The organism is Terriglobales bacterium (genome assembly GCA_035543055.1).
Taxonomy (GTDB): Bacteria; Acidobacteriota; Terriglobia; order Terriglobales; family Acidobacteriaceae; genus JAIQFD01.
On record DATKKJ010000045.1, the window covers coordinates 1 to 18520 of the forward strand.

Sequence of the window (18520 nt, forward strand, 5' to 3'; positions counted from 1 at the left end):
ACGCCCATCCGGCCGATGGAGTTCATCCTGGGAAAGACCCTGCCCTTCTTCCTGGTGGGGCTCTTCGAAGTGGCCCTGGTGGCCCTGATCGGCACCCTGTGGTTTCAGATCCCCTTTCTCGGCAGCCTTTGGGTGTTGCTCCTCGGCACCGCGCTTTTTTTGATCTGCACTCTGGGGTTGGGACTTCTGATCTCGACCCTCTGCAAAACCCAGCAACAGGCTTTCGCTTCGAATTTTTTCGTGATCAACCCGACCTTCATTCTTTCCGGCTTCAGCTTCCCCATCGCCAGCATGCCCAAGGTCCTGCAATGGCTCACCTACGTCGACCCCTTGCGTTACTACCTGGTGGTGCTCCGCAGCAGCTTCTTGAAAGGCGTCGGAATCGGCGTTCTGTGGCCGCAACTGCTGGCGATGGCGATTCTCGGAACCGTGCTGTTGACCCTGAGCGTGCTGCGTTTTAGAAAATCGCTGGATTAGCGGGAAAGCTCGTTCCAATCTCATTTCCGTACACTTATATACGGGCAAGTTCATCCGCTGATGTCCGATGAAGTCGCCCCTGCAAGACAGCTTCACGGCATTGATATGGAAACAGTCATGCAGAAGACAGAAAGCGAAACATTCTGCGGGTCGGTCGCGCCGGCGGAAGAGGGCTGCTCTGAATCGCTTGGTGGGACAGGCAAAGCGCAGGATAGCCCGAATTTCACAAGGAATAGCCTGCGCGCAGGTAAAGCGAGCAGCGCGAGCATGAATCCTGAAGTCGAAGCTTTTGTGGATAAACAGGCACCTTCTGCATAGGAAGGGATTCGGAATGATGGAACGGGCGCTTGTTCGCCCAGGGGAAAAAAGGATGTTAGCCGCCGATCTGCCGCCATATTTCGAAGAACGGGTTGTTTGCTCTGTGGCTGCGGCTGTGAAAAACGAAGCACTGGCCAATATCGTTTTGGCTGTCGCCGAAATAGAAAACGGCAAGCCAGGCCAATATGTGCGAAACGCCAACGGGACACTTGATGTTGGGCTTATGCAGTTCAACACCTCGTATCTGGAGCAACTCGCGGCGTATGGAATCACTCCCCAGGATGTCGCGAGTAAGGGTCGTTACCCTTACGAGCTGGCGACATGGCGGATACGCGGGCATCTGCTGAATGACAGCGGTGACATCTGGACGAGGGCCGCCAATTATCATTCCCGGACTCCCCGCTACAATGCGATTTACAGGGACAAGCTTGTTCGTGCTGCTGGTCGGTGGGCGAGTTGGTTGGCGGAAAGATTTACGGTGCGTGATGTTACGGCGACAAACAGTCCAAATCATGACGAAATAAGACCGGAAAAATAAGGCATCTGGAATTTAGCGTGGAAGAGGATCACCGGCGCAATTATGCTGTCTGTTCAGTGAGTCGTAATCGACTGGTTGAATGGCCGACGTCGGCCATAAGCCGACGACTAACCTGTCGGGGTGACGGGCAAGTTTAAGGAGAAACCGGTCACCGGGAATATGGGTCACCAGGTGATTGATTCTTCCAATACCGGCCATTGATTGCGACCTTTAGCGGATGCTGACAGGGGACGCGGCGTAAACGCGCTCGGAGAGTTGCTAGGCCGTCACTGCAAGCACAGAGCAGGTGGATCGGGAAGCGGTGGCTTGGCTGTTGTCCTTGTCCTTGCGGCGCCGAGCTCTTCGAACTTACCCGGCAGATATCCCGACCTGCACTGATTCCGACATCGCCCTACGGCCATCGACGGTCCGCCGTAGCGTCAGACCACCGAGCAGTTCGAGTGAGGACTCTCCCATGCTGAGCAAAGGCCACGGTTATACTTATTTGCCGTAGTCGTTCTTTATTGACTTGTCTACGACCACGCCTGATCTCCCGAGTGCCGTCCCGCTTTTCAGCTTCGTAACGCGCATCGTCGCCCTCGCGCGCGAACCGCGCCCCGAACGGCCCCTGGGAAAGCTTTGGGAGAAAGCCGGCACCGAGGCAGGGCATCGAACGGTGCGCTTGAGATCGCCGAGGCAAGGCCGTTGCCCAACCCGTCCGAAGAGAACTGGATGACCAACAAAAGTTTCCTTTACCTGGCGACGCGATACCTCAGGGTCCTTCTGGCGCTATGGGGATTCGTGTCCGGGGCGCCGGCAGCGGATGAGGTCAAGCGAAACCCGCTCGAACCCATCGATACCTCCAGCCCCAGGGGTACATTGCAAGGTTTCCTCCGCTTCACTGATGAGGCTTACCACCAGAGCACCGGACGATTAGGCGAATACCTGGCGTCCCATCGGCTTTACCTGACTCCGGAAGAGGTGGCGAGCGTCAATCGGTCTTACGACCTGATCCGGTTGGCCGAGCGGGCGATCGACTTCAGTGAGCTGCCACCGGCCATGTCCGAGGAATCCTCCCGGCGATTGACGGTTCAACTCAAGGATGTGCTTGACCACCTCGATCTGCCACCGCCGGAAGCTATCCCAGACGCCAAGGAAATGGCGGCGGCTTCGTTCAAGCGCTGGACTATTCCCGGCACGGAAATACGAATTGCCCAAGCCGAAAAAGGTCCGCGCGCCGGCGAGTACCTGTTCGACCCGGAAACGGTGAGGGGGCTGCCCGACTTCTATGAGAGGGTGAAGGAACTCCCCTACAAACCCGGCGTGACCGGCGGCTGGTATGAATCCATCGCCTACACCCCCGCCGGCCTTGCCTTCCCATTGCATTGGGTCATCCCGACCCGTTGGATATTCGGCGTGCCGTCCTGGATGGTGTCCGTGCGGTTCCTCGATCAGCCGGTGTGGCGGTGGATCGGCATCGGCGTGGTTTTGGGAGTGGGCCTTCTGGCCGTGATCCTGTGCTTCCGTCTCAGCCGCCGTTGGGCCGTTCGGGCAGCGCCTCCGGGCCGTCGCTGGGCGAACCTGCTGAAACCCATCAGTCTGGTCATCGTCACGCCGCTGGCCGCCCTGGCCTTGGCAAAGGTGTTGCGCATTTCGGGCAGCGTCTACGAAGCCGTCACGCTCTCGCTCTGGGGTTTGTTCTTTCTTTCGCTGGCCTGGGCGGTGTGGGCGGCCGGCGGCGCCGTGGCGGAAAGCGTCATCGGCGCGGAGCGGCTGCGCCAGATCAGCATCGACAGCCAGTTGATCCGCTTGGTAGTGCGTCTTGTCACCATCATCATGGCCATCGCCATCCTGATTGTCGGTGGGGACCGGGTCGGATTGCCCGCCTACTCGGTGGTCGCGGGGCTCGGCGTCGGCGGCTTGGCCGTCGCCCTGGCGGCGCAACAGACCCTGGCCAACCTCCTGGGCTCACTCATCATCATGTTCGAGAGGCCATTCGGCATTGGCCATTCGATCAAGGTGCAAGATGCCGAGGGGATCGTCGAGGGCGTGGGTTTTCGCAGCACCCGCATCCGAACACCCGATAATTCCCTGGTCACCATTCCCAGCAGTCAACTGGTGAGTAACGCGATCGAAAATCGGCAACTCCGCGAATATCGCCGCGTCAATACCACGCTGAATCTCGCCAACGATACCTCGCTTCAGAAAATCAAGAACCTGCTTCACGAGATCGAACAAATCCTGCGCGACCATCCGGATATCCGCAAGGACAATATTTACGTGGTGTTATATGAGATCGGGACCGGCGGGCCGGACATTTTGGTGAATTTCTTCCTCAAGGTTCCGGATAAAGCGACCGAACTCCGGGACCGGCAGATGATTTTCATGGATATTCTCGGCTCGGCCGAGGCCCAGGATATAAAATTTCGGTGACCCCGATTGGGATGCCCGTTCACCCAAGGCGCTACGCTACAACGTGGACAAGGGCGGTCCCATGCAGACCAACGCCACCTTGAACGGGCCCTTCATAGGGTTGACGGGCTACTAGTAGGCGCGTTCCTGGGTTCTCCTCATCAAGCGTCAACACGCTGGCTGGAGCGATTCATCATGGCGATATCAGAGATGACAAGAAGGCAATGGCTGCTCGGGATCGGTTGCGCGGGGCTGGGAATCGCCACGGCCGCCGGAGCCGAAGCGCCTCCGTTCGCCACCTCGAACAGTGAATCGGAGCCATTTCCCCGCGACGCCGATGAGGCATTGATGCGCCTCAAGGCTGGTAATCGGCGCTTTGTGGACGATAAACCGAAGCATGCGCATGAAAGGGCTTCCTGGCGCGGCTTGCTGGTGGGAGGACAGCAGCCTTTCGCCACCATCCTCGGTTGCAGCGATTCGCGCGTGCCGCCCGAACTCGTCTTCGACGCCGGGTTCGGCGATCTCTTCACCATCAGGCTGGCCGGCAACATCATCGCCGAGGATGTGATCGGCTCCTTGCAATACGCCGTGGCCCACCTGCACACCCCTCTGGTGGTGGTGTTGGGGCACGAGGGATGTGGAGCCGTTACCGCCACCCTGGAGGAAATGCTCCATCGGAACACGGAACCGCAGCATATCGAATCGCTGATTAAAGTGATCAAGCCTGGACTCGCGAAGCTCGATTTGAAGCTGGAGCCGACGGCGCTACTCCATGCCGCCGTGGAGGCCAATGTCCGCTGGTCCATGCAGCAACTGGCCGCGCTCCCGGAAGCACAGCGGGCTTTGCAGGAAAAGCGCGTGGCCCTGGTGGGGGCCGTATATGAGCTAACTACAGGAAAAGTACGCTTCCTTGTCTAGTCGGTCATTTGGCTTACGCCCATGCTCAAGCCAAATGACCGACTAGCCCATAACAATCATTCGCATGTCGGCCTAGCGGCCAAGGGATCACATGAAGGGTTTTAATCACTTGGCCAAAGGGCAATGGTGGGCCGGGACGGCACTATGGATTCCGGGACTCGCCATCCTCGCGTTGATGCTTCCGGGGTGTTCGACGCCGGTTGGCGTGCGGCATGTAGACATCCAGACCGCCTACCGCCTCCAGACCGAGAGCGCGCTCGCGGCGGAGCAACCCTCGGAGTCCTCGAAAATGGTGCTGAGGCGCCTCGGGCTCATGGACCGCTTCGACACCGAGCCGGCCCAGGTGCTCGCCGAACTGCATCGGGGCCTGAAGCCGGCGGACGACGACGACCGCCTGTTCGCGCTGGCGGAGTTGTCCTTCCTCCACGCCGACCGCGCGCACGACCGGGCCTATTTCCTCGCTTCGGCGGTGTACGCCTGGGCGCTCCTGTTCCCGGACGACGGCGCGGGCCCCCGTTTCCAGTCCTTGGATCCCCGGCTCCGGCTGGCGTGCGATCTCTATAACCAGGCGGTCGCCAAGGGCCTCCGGATGACCCGTGGCAAGGGTATGGACAAGGACGAGATCCGCCTGGAGCCCGGAACCCACCAGCTGCCGTTCGGGACCTTGGCGGTCAGCCTGGACGAATCCGGCCTGACCTGGGGCGGCTACCGGCTCGACCGGTTCATCCCCACGACGACCCTGGAAGTCCGGGGCTTCCGCAACCGCTATCACACCGCCGGAATCGGCGTGCCGCTGGCGGCGAGCCTCGCGGCGGGGGAGGCCTCCGCGAAGTTCGTCGGGTCGGAACGCTTGGGACCCCGCACCCAGGTACCTGTCACGGCGCTGCTGCGCCTGGAGCGCGCGCGAGCCGGTCTCGCCGATGGCAATATCCGCGGGCGGATCGAGCTATACGCCACGGACCAGACCACGACGGTGCGGATCGATGGCCGGGAACAGCCCCTGGAATCCGATCCGACGGCGGCGCTGGCCTACCAACTCGAAGGCAACCCGTTGTACGCCACGGAGATCGCCGGGTTTCTCCGGGGCGGCGCCTTCCGGGATATGATGCCGCGCGACCGCGCCCAGGATGGGCTGTTCATGATGCAACCCTACCGGCCCGGAAAAATCCCCGTGGTCCTGGTGCACGGAACGGCTTCCAGCCCCGCGCGCTGGGCCGAACTGATCAATGAACTCGGCGGCGATCCCCGCCTCCGCGAGCGGTTCCAGATCTGGCTGTTCATCTATGATACCGGCAACCCGGTGGCCTACTCGGCCGGGCGGCTGCGGGCGGCCCTAACGACAGCGGTGCAGGAATTCGATCCCGCCGGCAAGGATCCGGCCCTGCACGACATGGTGGTGATCGGGCATAGTCAGGGAGGACTGCTGACCAAGCTCACCGCCATCGACAGCGGCGACCGGTTCTGGAGCCGCGTCAGCAACAAGCCGTTCGATTCGATCCAGGTCGATCCAGAGACGCGGACGCTCCTTCGGCAATCCTTTTTCTTCTCGCCCTTGCCTTTCGTCGGACGGGTGGTGTTCGTGGCGACTCCCCATCATGGGGCCTTGCTGGCCTCGGGCCGGATCGGGGCCATCGCCGCCTGGCTCGTGACCTTGCCGGTGGAGGTGATAAGCCGGGCCGCCGAGGCCGTCACCCTGGTCGGGGATGAGAAGTTGAAGACGCTCCTCCGCCGCCCTCCGACGGCGGTGGACAGCATGAATCCGGAGAACCCCGGCAACCGAGCCCTGGCATCCATTCCGGTTTCACACAGGATTCCGGCCCACTCCATCATCGCGGTGGAAGGCGATGGCCCGAAGGAAGCGGGAGATGACGGCGTAGTGGCCTACCGGAGCGCCCACATCGACGAGGCGGTGTCCGAACGGGTGGTCCGCTCGGACCATTCCTGCCAGGGCCAGCCCGAGGTTATCGAGGAAATCCGGCGTATCCTGCTGGAACACGCGGCGGCCCAAGAGGGCAATCGCCCATGAGCAGTCGGGTGGCCAGTAAACGCTGGCGCTGATTGTTGCGCCGTTCCATGGTGACGGCTGGGAGACAACAAGGGAACGCGGCGCCAAGGCTGAAAAGCTGCCTTGTCTATACCCAACAACGTCCATGAACAGCACCACACAAAAACCATCATCCGATATGGCGATTGAAAAACTATTTTCGCGTAGGCCGCTGGATTTATTCATCAGGGCCCGATTGATCACCTTTCTGGTGGTTTGATGAAAGCGGGTTATCCCCTCATGGATTGAGCAAGGGCAAGACGGCTGCGGGTGTGTGGGAAGAATGGGCTCGCCCGGCGGCGAGTTGTTCGCCGAAGGCGCGGGCGAGTTCATCCCCCCGCCACGGCACGGCGGGCGCGGGGCCGAAGAGTTGACGCTGCAATCCCAAGACGGCGGCTTGTAGTTCGGGGCCGGGTTGGAACCCGGTGTCCTGGGCGTTCCGCCACGCGTTCCACGCGGCTTCGGCGGCAACGGCCTCGTGACGGCGGCAAGCCCGGCGCAGGTTCCGCGCCGCCACGCAATCCGGAGGATTCAGGGCTTTCCGGAATCGCCTTGCCCATCCCGCGAGCCGCCGCCTTTGCCATGTGGCCAAGCCGGAGGCCAAAGCCGCCGGCAGCCACCACGCCCATGAGTGGCAGGTGGCGAGCGATGTTCCGGGAGCGGCCGCAACGGGCGCCGGAGCGACCTCGAAGGTGACGGCCGGCAGGGTCGTCGACTGAAGCTGCTCCGTCTTCGGGTTCCACCAGACGTAAGCGAGCGCGGGCAAGGTCACGGTGCCGGGTTTCGTCAGCAGATAAGTCATCGTCTCGCGGCGCTCGCCGAGGAATTCCCCGCGTTCGAGGTGGTCCTGCGTCTCCGCGTCGCCGGGATAGACGCGGATGCCCTCGGGCGCGACGATGGGCGCGGGCGCGAGGGCCATGCCGCTGATTTGCGGAGCGCGCTGGACGAGGGTGCGCTTGAACATCGCGCCGACCCGCACCGGTCCGGGCGGCGGTTCCCAGGTCTCGGTGACGGATAGCGCATCCGTGGTGACGAGGAAGCCGACTTGTTCGCTCCCGGGGGGCCGCCGGATTTCGACTTGCCAGCCGGGAACCTCCGCCCGCGTGTCCTGGGCCGGGCCGGTGAAGCCTTCCCGGCTGGCGAAGTGCACGGAAAACTCGGGTACTTCGAGCAGGCCGGGTGTTTGCGAGAACAGCGCGAATTCGTGGGTTTGCACCAACCAGCTTCGGCCTTCGATTTCCCGCGAGGACACCACCGGGCTGCCGATCTTCATCAGCAGGACACCGGGAAGCGGCGGCAACTCGAAATTGGCCGTGCCCGCGAACGAGCCGGTGGCCCGCAGTTCGACATAGAACCCCACGCGCTGGCCGATCCAGGCCCGGGTTTCCGGCACGCGCACCGCCATCGGCGCGACCGCCGCCCACACCGACGAGGCGAGTCCGGCAAGGCCGATGAGCGGCAACAGCCAGGCTTTCACGGGGCGCCTCCTCCTTCCGCCCGAATCGCCTGTTGATAGGCAAATTTCGCCTTGAGGAAATCCGCCGGGCGGGTCTGTACACGGCGCAGCCAGAGGGCCTGGATTTCCGGGTTGGACAATGCCTTGCCGCCCGCGATCTCCGTATCCTGACCGGAGTTTTTCGCCTTGCTGTCGAAGACGATCTTGTCGGCGCCGATCTTCTGATCGCCCAGGTCGCCGCCTTTCCGCTCCACCCCTTTAGCGCGCGCGGCGGCGAGGTCGCGGTTGTCGGCGGCTTCCTTCCAGCCCGGACGCCGCGCCAAGGCCCGCGCGTAGCAATCGATGGCGTCCTGGTATTTGCCCATCATCAACCGCGCATTGCCTTGATTGTAATGGGCCTCCGCGCTGTCGCCGCGGGCGAAGGCGCGCGCGGCCCGCTCGAACTCGCCCGCCCGATACCAGGCGGTGCCCTGCCATAGCGGATCGTGGAAAGCCGCCGCCGCCTCGGCGAACTCGCCGCGCTGGAAAAGCCGTTGGCCTTGCAGGTCCGGCGTGAACCATAGGCTGGTCCAAGCGGCCGCGATCGCAATGGCAAACCCCTTCATGCGCTTCCCTCCCGGCGGAACGAAACCAGCACGCACAAGGCCACGACCGGCATCAGCCAGTAGCCCGCTTCCTGCCATTGCCCGCCCTGTTCGCCGCGTTGCGCGACCGGCGCACGCGCGGCGCGGCGCACGATGGCGGCAATATCCTTCCCTTCGATATCCAAGGGTTCGACATCGGCACCCAGCGTCCGGGCGGCGTCGCGCAGGGCGTGGTCTTGCGAGGAATCCGGGGCGTCGATGGCGAGGAATTGCACCGGCAGGGAAAAGTCCCCGCGCAAGTCCCGCAGCGCGGCGGGATCGGTGTCCACGGCATCGGCCAGCACGACGATGCCGCCGCCCTGTCGCCCCTCGGCCAGCACGCGGGCGGCTTCTTTCAGCGCGAGGTCGAGGCGGTCGCCGGGCACGGGCATGATTTCCGGACTGATCTCGGCGGCCATCCGGGCGACGATGGCGGTGTCGCGGGTCGGCGGCAGCACCAGGTGGGCGGAACCGGCATAGGCGATCAGTCCGAGCGGCTGGCCTTGGCGGGCCGCGGCGAGATCGGCGATTTTCAAGCGGGCGCGTTCCAGCCGGGAGGGGGCGGGATCGGGCTGTTCCATGCTGGCGTCGGCCTTGAGCAGGATCACCAGCGGCGTGGCGTCGTCCGCGAAGGGACTGGGTTCCAGCCGCCAGGTGGGTCCGGCGATGGCCACGACGGCCAGCAACCACGCGGGCAACAGCCACGGCGCGGGGCGTACCGACGCCTTGCCGACCACCAGGGCCTCCAGCAATTCCGGCGCGATTTGTTCGCGCCAGCCGCGCAAGGGATCGGCTTGGCGTCGCCACAGCCACCCCAGGACCACGGCCAGCGGCGTGAGCAACAGGAATCCGGGGCGGATGAAATGGAAATCGGCCAGCGCCGCCATCATCTCCGTACCTCCAAGCGTCCGGTGACGGGATCGACGCGGACGCCGCCCGGCGCGGGCAGCGGAGTTGTTGCGCGGGAGCGCAGGACGGTGGATGCCTTTTCGCCCAGGGACAGCAGCAACCCCGCGAGTAGCGGCCAATAGAACAAATCGCGGCGCGGGCGGTGGCTGACGACCTTCACCTGCCGGGTCTCGATTTTGTCCAACTCGGCGTAGATGCCCGCGAGTTCAGCCCGGTCGGCGGCGAAGAAATAGCCGCCGCCACTGGTTTCCGCGACGGCACGGAGCGTGGCCTCGTCGAGCTTTTCTTCGCCCAGGGTGGCCGGATCGCCCATCGCCACGGTGTGGACGCGGATGCCGCGCGCCCCGGCCACGCGCGCGGCCTCCACCGGCGGCACCTGGCTGGCGGTGTCGTTGCCGTCGGTCAGGGCGATGATGGTTTTGGCCGGGGCGTCGCTAGGCTCGAACAGCGTGACGCCCAGGCCGATGGCGTCGCCGAGGGCGGTGCGCGGGCCCGCCATGCCGATGGCGGTCTCGTCCAGCAAGCGCCGCACCAGGCTGAGATCGGTGGAAAACGGTGCCTGCAGGAACGGCGCGTCGCCGAACACCACCAGCCCCACGCGGTCGCCTTGGCGGCGGACCAGGAAGTCGCCGAGCACCTCCTTCACCGCGCCGAGGCGGTCCACCTTGGCCCCGGCCGCGTTGGTGAAATCCTCCTGGCGCATGGAGCCGGACAGGTCCACCAACAGCAGCAAATCGCGGGTCGGCAGGTCGCGCGTCACCGGCGGTTCCAGCCATTGCGGGCGGGCCAGCGCGGCGAGCGTCAGCAGCCAAATCAGCGCGGAAACCACCCGTGGCCCCCGGTTCCGCGCGACCCGATGGCGGGCGGTCGATTCCCCGTCGCCCGTCGCTTGGATGCGCTCCCCGAACGGTATCCGCACGGCCACCGGGGCCACGTGGCGCGGCGGCAAGACCGCGCGCAGCAGCCAGGGCAGCGGCAGCAAGGCGAAGCACCAAAGGTGGGCGAAAGTCAGCATCGCGATTTGGCCGACCGGCGGCATCGGGAGGAAATCAAGCAACCGCCAGTCATCATTTCGGAAACAACAGCGTGACCATAAAGCGCAGCCCCCAATCGGGTCCGCCTTGCGGTTTTTCGGGAAAGTAACGTCCGCCTAGCGTGAACTGCACCGGCTGATGGCCGAGTTTCAGTAACTGGCTGACTTGTAAATTTAACGGCACCGTCCAGCGGCTATTCTCCCAGTCGTAGGTAGACTCCGTATTCAGGGCAATCGTGGTGAAGGTTTTCGTGACATAGGAAACAAACGGCTGCAGGAACGTCGCATCGATGTCCTGACGGCCCCCGGTTCCCGCGAACGACCAGAGATGGTTAGCCAGCACGCCATAGGTCCAGCCGCTTTGCTGTTTAAGCAATACCGCTGTCGGGCCGGCCGCCCATTTTTGCCCGCCCAGCGTATCGTTTGACGCACTGGGATAGAGAAACACCGGTCCTGCTCCCATGACCCAGCCGCCGACCAGCGCTTTCGGTGAAAAGAAAAAACTTTGCAAAATATCACCCAACCCACTCACATCATCGGCCCCCAGCACAGGCGCTTCGGCATGGACGATCGGCAGGATGGTGCGGGTGATCACATTCCAATCGTCGCCAATCGAAAACGGTATCACGGGTTGTATGTTGACCGTATAACGCATCGCGTCGGTCGAGCCGATGCCGAAATCCCAGTTGTTCTGAATCGGCACGCTGATCAGGTTGGCGACCGGGTTTTGCAATTGCTTCGCCAGTTCGGCAGAACTGGCGCCGGAGCCGTTGGCTTGTTCCTGGGTCGTTCCGGAATGTTCCTCCGGGTTGGCGGCGCCAGCGCCGAACACCAGCCCACTCATCAATAATAGGGCGGCCATTCGGTTGGTTATGCATAGGGTTTTCATCGGTGTGGTTTGCTTTCGATTCCTCCCGAACCCATCAAGCCACCTTGATCGCCCGGACCTCGGCGGCGCGTGTGTCGACCGGAATCACGGGCAGTTCACCCGGATTTTTGGTGGGCAGGCCACGGAGGTGATCCATGATCGCCTGCCATTCCTTGATCTCGCCGACGCCCGTTTTCTCCATCCCCGTGGCGACGCTGCTCCGGTCCACCGTGTCCGGTGGCGGCAGGAGGTAGCCCGAGTTCCCGCGGGGCGCATCAAGTGCCTCGACCCTCGATTTGAGGGGCTGCCCCGCCTTGTTCTTGGGGATCAGGGCCAGTTGGCCCTGGGTGTACTTGGGGATGGCCACGAGAATGACGCCGAGCATCAGGGGACAGGTGAGGCTGTACAAACGCGGGTCCTGGCCGCCGATGTCGATGGCGCGGTAGCCATGATCGAGGTTGCCGAGTTCGATGGCCGTCACGGCATCGAACTTCGGGCGCGAGGGGTCGTAGCGGAACCTCATGCCGGAGGACCGGGGGAAATATTCGCCGGGATGGGCCGGATTATCCACCAGGAAGAATTCCAGCAGATGCTTGAGTTCCAGGCCGGTGAACCAGGCGGTCACCAGCGCGCTGCCGGCGGTGTCGTCCACCACGCCATAGCCCAGCGGTGCCACGGCGAACACGTCGTAGACCGTCTGCACGCCCGACTTGCCCCGGGTCAGGCCGGTGCGCATCAGCCCGTTGACCGTGAAGCCTATATCCGCTTGGGTGGCCTTCCTGAAGGCGTCGGTGCACAGGTTGGCGAGGAGCGTGCCGGCCGGGAGGTCGGTGAAGGTGTTGGGCAGGTCTTGCGGCGCGACCGCCAGCGGCTGATCGATGGCATACCCGCGCGATGCGAACACGGCGGCGGTGACGGATTGCTTGAGCTGGTCGATCTCGTCGGCGGTGGCCCGGTCCCCGGTCAGGGTGTCGTCGATGGGGTAGAGCCGGTAGGACTCGACCTTCAGCCCGCCGCCGTCCAGGCTCAGCACCAGTTCGCCAAGATTCCTGCCTTCCTTCCCGGTCTGGACCACGGGGGTGCGACCATTGACGATGAGCGCCTCTTGCAATTCCGTATGGCTGTGGCCGCCGATGACGATATCGATGCCCGGCACGGCCTGGGCCAGGCGCACGTCGTCGCCGTCGGTATAGCGCCCATCCTTGCCCTTCTCCACGCCGCCATGGCTCAGGGCGATGACCACGTCCACCCGCTCGGTTTCGCGCAGGACCGTCACGATGTCCCGCGCGGCCTCGATGGCGTCGGAGAACGTCACCGCGCCGCCGTTGGTGTAGAAGATGGCCTCCTTGCCGATCACCCCGAACAGGCCGAAGCGGAGGCCGCCGCGCTCGATCACCTGGTAACGGCGGATCACCCCCGCTTTCGCCAAGCGCTGGAGATCGGCCAGCATGGCGTCGTCCTTCGCGAAGTGGGTGTTCGCGGCCAGCACCGCCGGAATGCGGCCCGCTCGAGCGGCCACGCCTATCGACTTGCCCAGGCCGTCGGGTCCGAGGTCGAATTCATGGTTGCCGAAGGTGGTGGCGTCGTAGCCCATCCGGGCCATGAGTTGCAGTTCGCCGCCGATCTCGCGGGTCGCCGCGCCGAACGCGGTCCCCATGCTGTAGTCGCCCGCGTCGAGGACCAGCACGGGACCGTGGTCCTCGCGGGCCTCCTTTGTCTTGGCGATAAGCCCGGCCAGACGGGCGTAGCCGCCTTGGGTCGTGTCGTCGCCGAGCTTGAACGGCGAGTAGTCCGAGGCCGGCCCCAGCCCGATGAAGGCCGAGTGCATGTCGTTGGTATGCAGGAGGGTGAAGGTCTTGATCTTCCCGCCGCGCGGTCCGGCGGACTGGCAGCCGGGCAGGAGGAGCGCCGCGCCGACGGCCACCGAGCCCGCCAGGAACTCGCGGCGGGAGAATGTTCCGGGTAAAAGGGCGGTGGATACATCGTCCTTATCCACGGTCCCGGCGGGTTTTTCAGCGTTTTGTTTCATTGATCAGTCATCGAGTCGTTTGTTGGGGCATTCGGAAGAACCGGACGGTGATGGGCGATCCATCCGGCGGCGTAGTCGCGTAGCGCCTCTATTTCTTGATCGGCGGGCGGTCGGCCATAGGCCCCGGAGGTCAGCAAGCGCCGCACTGGCGGGGACATCGCTGCGCCATAGCCCGCATCCAGCCAATCTGCCCAGGCCGCGCCGGTCATTCCGGCGACGATGGGACGCGGCACGACGGCGAGCGCGGTGCGGCGGAGCAATTCGGCGATCGCGGCGGCATCCCTCAGTGATTGGAGTTCGCGCAAGGCCGCGCGGCGGTAGGCATTGGCCCGCCAGCGTTGCCAGGATCGCCAGCCCAGCCGCGCGACGGCGGCCAGCGCCAGTCCGAACACGGCATACCAGCCTGGCGCGGGCGGCCACCACGGCACGGCGGGCGGCAAGACCAGATCATGCAGGTGGGCCAGGCTGGCGGCGGGATCGTTCATGGCGCGGCGAGGCGTTGGCCGAACAGGGCGCGGAGTTGATCCGCAGGTGGTTCGGCGGTGGAGATGGGCAGGACGGGTACCCTCAAGGCGCGGAAGATTTCCGTCCACTGGTCCAGGCGTTCCGCGAAGGCCCGTTGGAACTCGGCGGTGAAGGCGGCTCCCGAGGGAATGGCATAAGTCACGCCGCGATCCGTCGCGACCATGCCGGGACGGCCTTGCAGTGTTGCGCCCAGCGGATCGTAGACCGCGACGGCGAGCATATCGTTGTGCGCGGCGAGCAAGGTGGCGAGCCGTTGGGTCTCGTCGTCCGCGCCGTCGAAGTCGCTGACGAGGACCACCAGATGGTCGTGGGTGGCGCGGCGCGAGGCTGCTTCCAAGGCTTGGTTCAGCGTGACCCGGACCGGGGCCGGATGCACGCCGGAGTTCGCGGCGAGCGCTTGGTTGAGCCGCACGAGTTCATGGAGGATGCGGAGCACGCGGGTCTGGCTGCGGTGGGGCGGCAGGTCGATGATTTCATCGTCGTTGAAGACGATGCCGCCCACCCGGTCGCCGGAGGCCAGGGCGCGCCACGTGCCGAGGGCGGCCACCTCGGCGGCGGCCACGGACTTCATGGCGCGGCGGCTGCCGAAAAACATCGGGGCACGCTGATCCACCACCAGCAGCACCGGGCGTTCGCGTTCCTCGCTGTAGACCCGGACATGGGGCGAACGCAGCCGGGCGGTGGCCTGCCAATCCATGGCGCGGATGTCGTCCCCCGGCCGGTATCGGCGCAGTTCCTCGAAGGCCAAGCCGCGTCCGCGCAGGCGCGAGGCATGGCGTCCGGCGAGCAGGGAAGCCACCGGCTGGCGGGGCAGGAAGCTGAACCCGCGCGCCTCGGCCTTTAGCAACAACAAGGCTTCCAGCGTGGTTTGCACGCCGGAGGCCCCGGTGGGTGCGGAAGGCGTGGCGGCTGGCATGTCAGACCGACACCACGGTTTGCAGCAGGGTCTCGATGACTTCGGTGCGGGTCTTGCCGGCGGCTTCCGCCTCGTAGGAAAGGTGCACCCGATGGGCGAGGCAGGCGGGGGCGACGGCGCGGATGTTTTCCGGCGCGACGAAATCCTGTCCTTGCAGCCAGGCATGGGCGCGGGCGGCGGCGTCGAGCGCCAGGGTGCCGCGCGGACTGGCGCCGAGGCGGATCCATTTCGCCAGGTCGCCGCCGTGGCGCTTGGGTTCGCGGGTACCGATCACGAGGTCCACGATATAGCGTTCCGCCGCCGGGGCGACGTGGATCGCGTTCACTGCCTTGCGGGCGGCGAAAATCGCTTCCTGCGGAATCCGCGGGGGCGGTTCGGCAGCGTCGCCGGATTTCTCGCCACGCACGAGGCGCAGGATCGCGGCCTCGTTTTCCGCCGGGGGATAGGGCACGTTGACGTAGAGCAGGAAGCGGTCCATCTGCGCTTCGGGCAAGGGATAGGTGCCTTCCTGCTCGATGGGGTTTTGCGTCGCGAGGACCAGGAACAGCGGGGGCAACGGGTGGGTCGTGCCGGCCACGGTGACTTGCCGCTCCTCCATGGCTTCGAGCAGCGCCGCCTGCACCTTGGCCGGCGCACGGTTGATCTCGTCGGCCAGCACGAGGTTGCCGAAGATCGGCCCCGGCCGGAATTCGAAGCCGCCGGTCTGTTCGCGGTAAATCTCGGAACCCGTCACGTCCGAGGGCAGCAGGTCGGGCGTGAACTGCACCCGGCGGAACTGGCTCTCCACCAGTTTGCTGAGCGTTTTGATGGAGCGGGTCTTGGCCACGCCGGGCAGCCCTTCCATCAGGACGTGGCCATCGGCGAGGAAGGCGATGAGCAGGCGCTCGACCACGGTTTCCTGGCCGATGACGGCGGCGTTCATGGCGGCGGAGATGTGTTGGAAGGCTTCTTGGGGTGTCATTTTCTTCCTTCGATCCAGGGCCATGCCTTTCGGTAAAGGGACCGCACCCGACGGGTACGGATGCAGTCCGTTGGGTAGCTCGGCTTCCCGTCAGAGCGGCATTACTGCTTACCGCTATTGCCGCTGGTCACCGCTTCCATCACGTTGTCGAGATTGAAGCTGCCGGGCTTCTGGCGCGGCGGGAACTCGCGGAAGCTTTGCAGCCACTGCCCGACATAGCTCGCCGCCGGAGCGAACAGGTACATGTGCTCGACGAACCAGTGGTCATAGTCCATGCCGATGTCGGGGGCGAGTTCGAAGGGGTCCATGCGCAGGTTGGTCAGCATCGGCGCGCGCAGCTTCACGAAAGGTTCCTGCCAGACGTGCATGCCATGGGCATCCTGGCGCAGGAAGGTCGCCTTCCAATTGCCGTAACGCAGGGCCGCGACGCTGCCGTCGTCGGTCCAGTAGATGAACTCCTGGCGCGGCCACTGGCCCTCACCCTTGAGCGCGGGCAGCAGATTGTAGCCGTCGAGATGGACCCTGTAGTTCGTGTTGCCGGCCTTCCTGCCCTTCAGCAGGTCGTCCTTGACCTTGGTGTCGCCGGTCGCAGCGAGCAAGGTCGGCAGCATGTCCTCGTGGGCGGCGACCTCGTTCACGACCGTGCCGGGCTTGATGACGCCGGGCCAGCGGATAACGGTCGGAACGCGATAGCCGCCTTCCCAGTTGGTGGCTTTCTCGCCGCGAAACATGGTCGTGCCGCCATCGGGCCAGGAAAAGGTTTCCGCGCCGTTGTCGGTGGAATACATCACGATGGTGTTCTCTTCCAGTCCCAGTTCCTTGAGCTTGTCCAGCAACTGGCCTACCTGGCCGTCGTGCTCGACCATGCCGTCGGCATAGACGCCCAGGCCGGTCTTGCCCTCGCTCTCCTTCTTGAGGTGCGTGAAGACATGCATGCGGGTGGCGTTCCACCAGAGGAAGAACGGCTTGTCCGCCTTCTTGGCGCGCTCCATGAAATCGAGGGCGGCGGCGGTGACTTCCTCGTCCACCGTTTCCATGCGCTTCTTGGTCAGCGGACCGGTGTCCTCGATCTTGCCATCGGCGAAGCTGTGGATGACGCCGCGCGGGCCGAATTTCTTCTTGAACTCGGGATCCTTCGGATAGTCGAGATGCTCCGGCTCCTCCTCCGCGTTCAGGTGGTAAAGGTTGCCGAAGAACTCGTCGAAGCCGTGCTTGGTCGGCAGCATCTCGTCGCGGTCGCCGAGGTGGTTCTTGCCGAATTGGCCGGTCATGTAGCCCTGCGCCTTGAGCAAGCCCGCGATCGTCGGGTCTTCCTTCTTCATGCCCTCGGGCGCGCCCGGCAGGCCGACCTTGGTGAGACCGGTGCGGATCGGCGACTGTCCGGTGATGAAGGCCGCCCGGCCGGCGGTGCAGCTCTGCTGTCCATACCAGTCGGTAAACATGGCCCCTTCCCGGGCGATGCGGTCGATGTTGGGTGTCTTGTAGCCCATCATGCCGTGGTTGTAGGCGCTGACATTGAACTGGCCGATATCGTCGCCCCAGATGATGAGGATATTCGGCTTTTTCGCCTGGGCCGCCGTTTTTTGCTCCGGCGCGCCCGGCTTATTCTCAACGGCACCGGACGGCGCCGCGGCCAGGAAAGTGGACAGGACGGAGAGTAAAATCAAGGCTCTCCGTGGCGTGGATGGTTGCATGGGATATCTCCTGTGGGGGGTGGTTGGCGCTTGAGATCCTTCATGGAAGGGACGGAGTGTGCTACGGGCGGGCCTTGCCCCGCAAGCCGAGAAACATGGCGGCAAACTCCCGTTTCCTTATGACTGACGCGAATCAGCCTGGACGGCCCACTCCAGGTCAACCGTGTTCCACAACGGGGTGCCGGCGCCACTAGGCGGCCCGGTTCGCATAGCGCCATGGCCAGGCCGCTCTCGCGGAGGTAGTCCCCGAGTGTCGGACTTCGCGAAGGTTTCTGGTTTTCGGAGCCTCAGCATAGCGTATCCCGTCAATCCTGAATTAGGATTCACCATCGAATGGCCGCTTTTAAGCGCCTAGCAGAAAGTCAGTTGGTATTGTGAGCCGAAACCGGCCCCGATCTGGTCAATCGCCTGCTCGAGTTCATCCGGAGTGAACGATTGGAACGGTAGCCATTCGTACTTCATCTTCTTCCACAGGAGCTCGATCCGATTCAACTCCGGGCTGTAAGGCGGTAAGAAATAAAACCGCAGGTCTTTTTCCTTGAGCAGTTCCCAAAATGGTTCCAGCGCTTTCGCCGTATGGATGGACGCATTGTCCAAGACCACCACCAGAGGCTTCTGCACCCGCTCCAGCAGGGCCATCAGAAACCCGAAGCACCATAAGCCATTCACGTTGTGCCACAGCCTGGCCAGCATCAGGCGTCCCGAAGAGAACAGCGCCCCGAGGACATTCAGGCGTTTCGCTCGTTTGGACACCACGGTATGGGTCTCCCCGGTCTTCGTCCAGGCCGAGTGGTTCGGGGGGTGCGGCGCGAACCCCGCT

Annotated in this window: 17 protein-coding genes; 6 read left to right on the forward strand and 11 right to left on the reverse strand. The window is 64.1% G+C overall.

Going from position 1 to position 18520, the window contains the following annotated elements:
- The 6 genes from VMS96_03205 to VMS96_03230 form a co-directional block, all read left to right on the forward strand.
- Positions 1-477 (forward strand): ABC transporter permease (locus tag VMS96_03205; protein ID HVP42410.1); only part of this gene is annotated, 477 nt, incomplete at its 5' end.
- 60 nt (positions 478-537) lie between these two features.
- On the forward strand, positions 538-795 hold the full coding sequence (locus VMS96_03210; GenBank protein HVP42411.1) for a hypothetical protein: 258 nt from the start codon (positions 538-540) through the stop codon (positions 793-795).
- Between the two features lie 13 nt (positions 796-808).
- Positions 809-1333: a hypothetical protein gene (locus VMS96_03215; protein HVP42412.1), complete on the forward strand. Its 525-nt coding sequence runs from the start codon at positions 809-811 to the stop codon at positions 1331-1333.
- 711 nt (positions 1334-2044) lie between these two features.
- The gene (locus tag VMS96_03220; protein ID HVP42413.1) at positions 2045-3745 is read left to right on the forward strand and encodes a mechanosensitive ion channel family protein; all 1701 of its coding nucleotides are present in this window, start codon (positions 2045-2047) and stop codon (positions 3743-3745) included.
- Between the two features lie 174 nt (positions 3746-3919).
- Complete coding sequence (locus VMS96_03225; GenBank protein ID HVP42414.1) at positions 3920-4642, forward strand: carbonic anhydrase; 723 nt, start codon at positions 3920-3922, stop codon at positions 4640-4642.
- A 91-nt stretch (positions 4643-4733) separates the two neighbouring features.
- Positions 4734-6668 (forward strand): alpha/beta fold hydrolase, encoded by a 1935-nt coding sequence (locus VMS96_03230; GenBank protein HVP42415.1) that lies wholly within the window; start codon positions 4734-4736, stop codon positions 6666-6668.
- A gap of 256 nt (positions 6669-6924) precedes the next feature.
- Here VMS96_03230 and VMS96_03235 read toward each other — a convergent pair whose 3' ends face one another.
- From VMS96_03235 to VMS96_03285, 11 genes are all read right to left on the reverse strand, one after another.
- The gene (locus tag VMS96_03235) at positions 6925-8163 is read right to left on the reverse strand and encodes a hypothetical protein (GenBank protein HVP42416.1); all 1239 of its coding nucleotides are present in this window, start codon (positions 8161-8163) and stop codon (positions 6925-6927) included.
- Entirely contained in the window at positions 8160-8747 is a 588-nt protein-coding gene (locus VMS96_03240) for a tetratricopeptide repeat protein (GenBank protein ID HVP42417.1), read from the reverse strand. The genes VMS96_03235 and VMS96_03240 overlap by 4 nt, the downstream gene beginning before the upstream one ends.
- A complete protein-coding gene (locus VMS96_03245) occupies positions 8744-9655 on the reverse strand; it encodes a VWA domain-containing protein (GenBank protein HVP42418.1) in 912 nt (303 codons plus the stop codon). The genes VMS96_03240 and VMS96_03245 overlap by 4 nt, the downstream gene beginning before the upstream one ends.
- On the reverse strand, positions 9652-10731 hold the full coding sequence (locus tag VMS96_03250; GenBank protein HVP42419.1) for a VWA domain-containing protein: 1080 nt from the start codon (positions 10729-10731) through the stop codon (positions 9652-9654). Before VMS96_03250 ends, VMS96_03245 begins: the two co-directional genes overlap by 4 nt.
- Before the next feature lie 10 nt (positions 10732-10741).
- Complete coding sequence (locus VMS96_03255) at positions 10742-11596, reverse strand: hypothetical protein (GenBank protein ID HVP42420.1); 855 nt, start codon at positions 11594-11596, stop codon at positions 10742-10744.
- A gap of 34 nt (positions 11597-11630) precedes the next feature.
- A complete protein-coding gene (locus tag VMS96_03260) occupies positions 11631-13604 on the reverse strand; it encodes a bifunctional UDP-sugar hydrolase/5'-nucleotidase (GenBank protein HVP42421.1) in 1974 nt (657 codons plus the stop codon).
- Positions 13601-14089 carry a DUF4381 domain-containing protein gene (locus tag VMS96_03265; GenBank protein HVP42422.1) on the reverse strand — a complete coding sequence of 163 codons (489 nt, stop codon included), beginning with the start codon at positions 14087-14089 and terminating at the stop codon, positions 13601-13603. The genes VMS96_03260 and VMS96_03265 overlap by 4 nt, the downstream gene beginning before the upstream one ends.
- Positions 14086-15003, reverse strand: a complete 918-nt coding sequence (locus VMS96_03270; protein ID HVP42423.1) for a DUF58 domain-containing protein — start codon at positions 15001-15003, stop codon at positions 14086-14088. The genes VMS96_03265 and VMS96_03270 overlap by 4 nt, the downstream gene beginning before the upstream one ends.
- A 43-nt stretch (positions 15004-15046) precedes the next feature.
- A complete protein-coding gene (locus tag VMS96_03275) occupies positions 15047-16006 on the reverse strand; it encodes an AAA family ATPase (GenBank protein HVP42424.1) in 960 nt (319 codons plus the stop codon).
- 101 nt (positions 16007-16107) lie between these two features.
- The gene (locus tag VMS96_03280; protein ID HVP42425.1) at positions 16108-17673 is read right to left on the reverse strand and encodes an arylsulfatase; all 1566 of its coding nucleotides are present in this window, start codon (positions 17671-17673) and stop codon (positions 16108-16110) included.
- A 378-nt stretch (positions 17674-18051) separates the two neighbouring features.
- On the reverse strand, positions 18052-18520 hold a 469-nt coding region (locus VMS96_03285; GenBank protein ID HVP42426.1), incomplete at its 5' end, for a transposase.

Coding starts and splice junctions, on each gene's coding strand:
- VMS96_03210 (HVP42411.1), top strand. CDS start 538: ATGTCCGATGAAGTCGCCCCTGCAAGACAGCTTCACGGCATTGATATG.
- VMS96_03215 (HVP42412.1), top strand. CDS start 809: ATGATGGAACGGGCGCTTGTTCGCCCAGGGGAAAAAAGGATGTTAGCC.
- VMS96_03220 (HVP42413.1), top strand. CDS start 2,045: ATGACCAACAAAAGTTTCCTTTACCTGGCGACGCGATACCTCAGGGTC.
- VMS96_03225 (HVP42414.1), top strand. CDS start 3,920: ATGGCGATATCAGAGATGACAAGAAGGCAATGGCTGCTCGGGATCGGT.
- VMS96_03230 (HVP42415.1), top strand. CDS start 4,734: ATGAAGGGTTTTAATCACTTGGCCAAAGGGCAATGGTGGGCCGGGACG.
- VMS96_03240 (HVP42417.1), bottom strand. CDS start 8,747: ATGAAGGGGTTTGCCATTGCGATCGCGGCCGCTTGGACCAGCCTATGG.
- VMS96_03245 (HVP42418.1), bottom strand. CDS start 9,655: ATGATGGCGGCGCTGGCCGATTTCCATTTCATCCGCCCCGGATTCCTG.
- VMS96_03255 (HVP42420.1), bottom strand. CDS start 11,596: ATGAAAACCCTATGCATAACCAACCGAATGGCCGCCCTATTATTGATG.
- VMS96_03260 (HVP42421.1), bottom strand. CDS start 13,604: ATGAAACAAAACGCTGAAAAACCCGCCGGGACCGTGGATAAGGACGAT.
- VMS96_03265 (HVP42422.1), bottom strand. CDS start 14,089: ATGAACGATCCCGCCGCCAGCCTGGCCCACCTGCATGATCTGGTCTTG.
- VMS96_03275 (HVP42424.1), bottom strand. CDS start 16,006: ATGACACCCCAAGAAGCCTTCCAACACATCTCCGCCGCCATGAACGCC.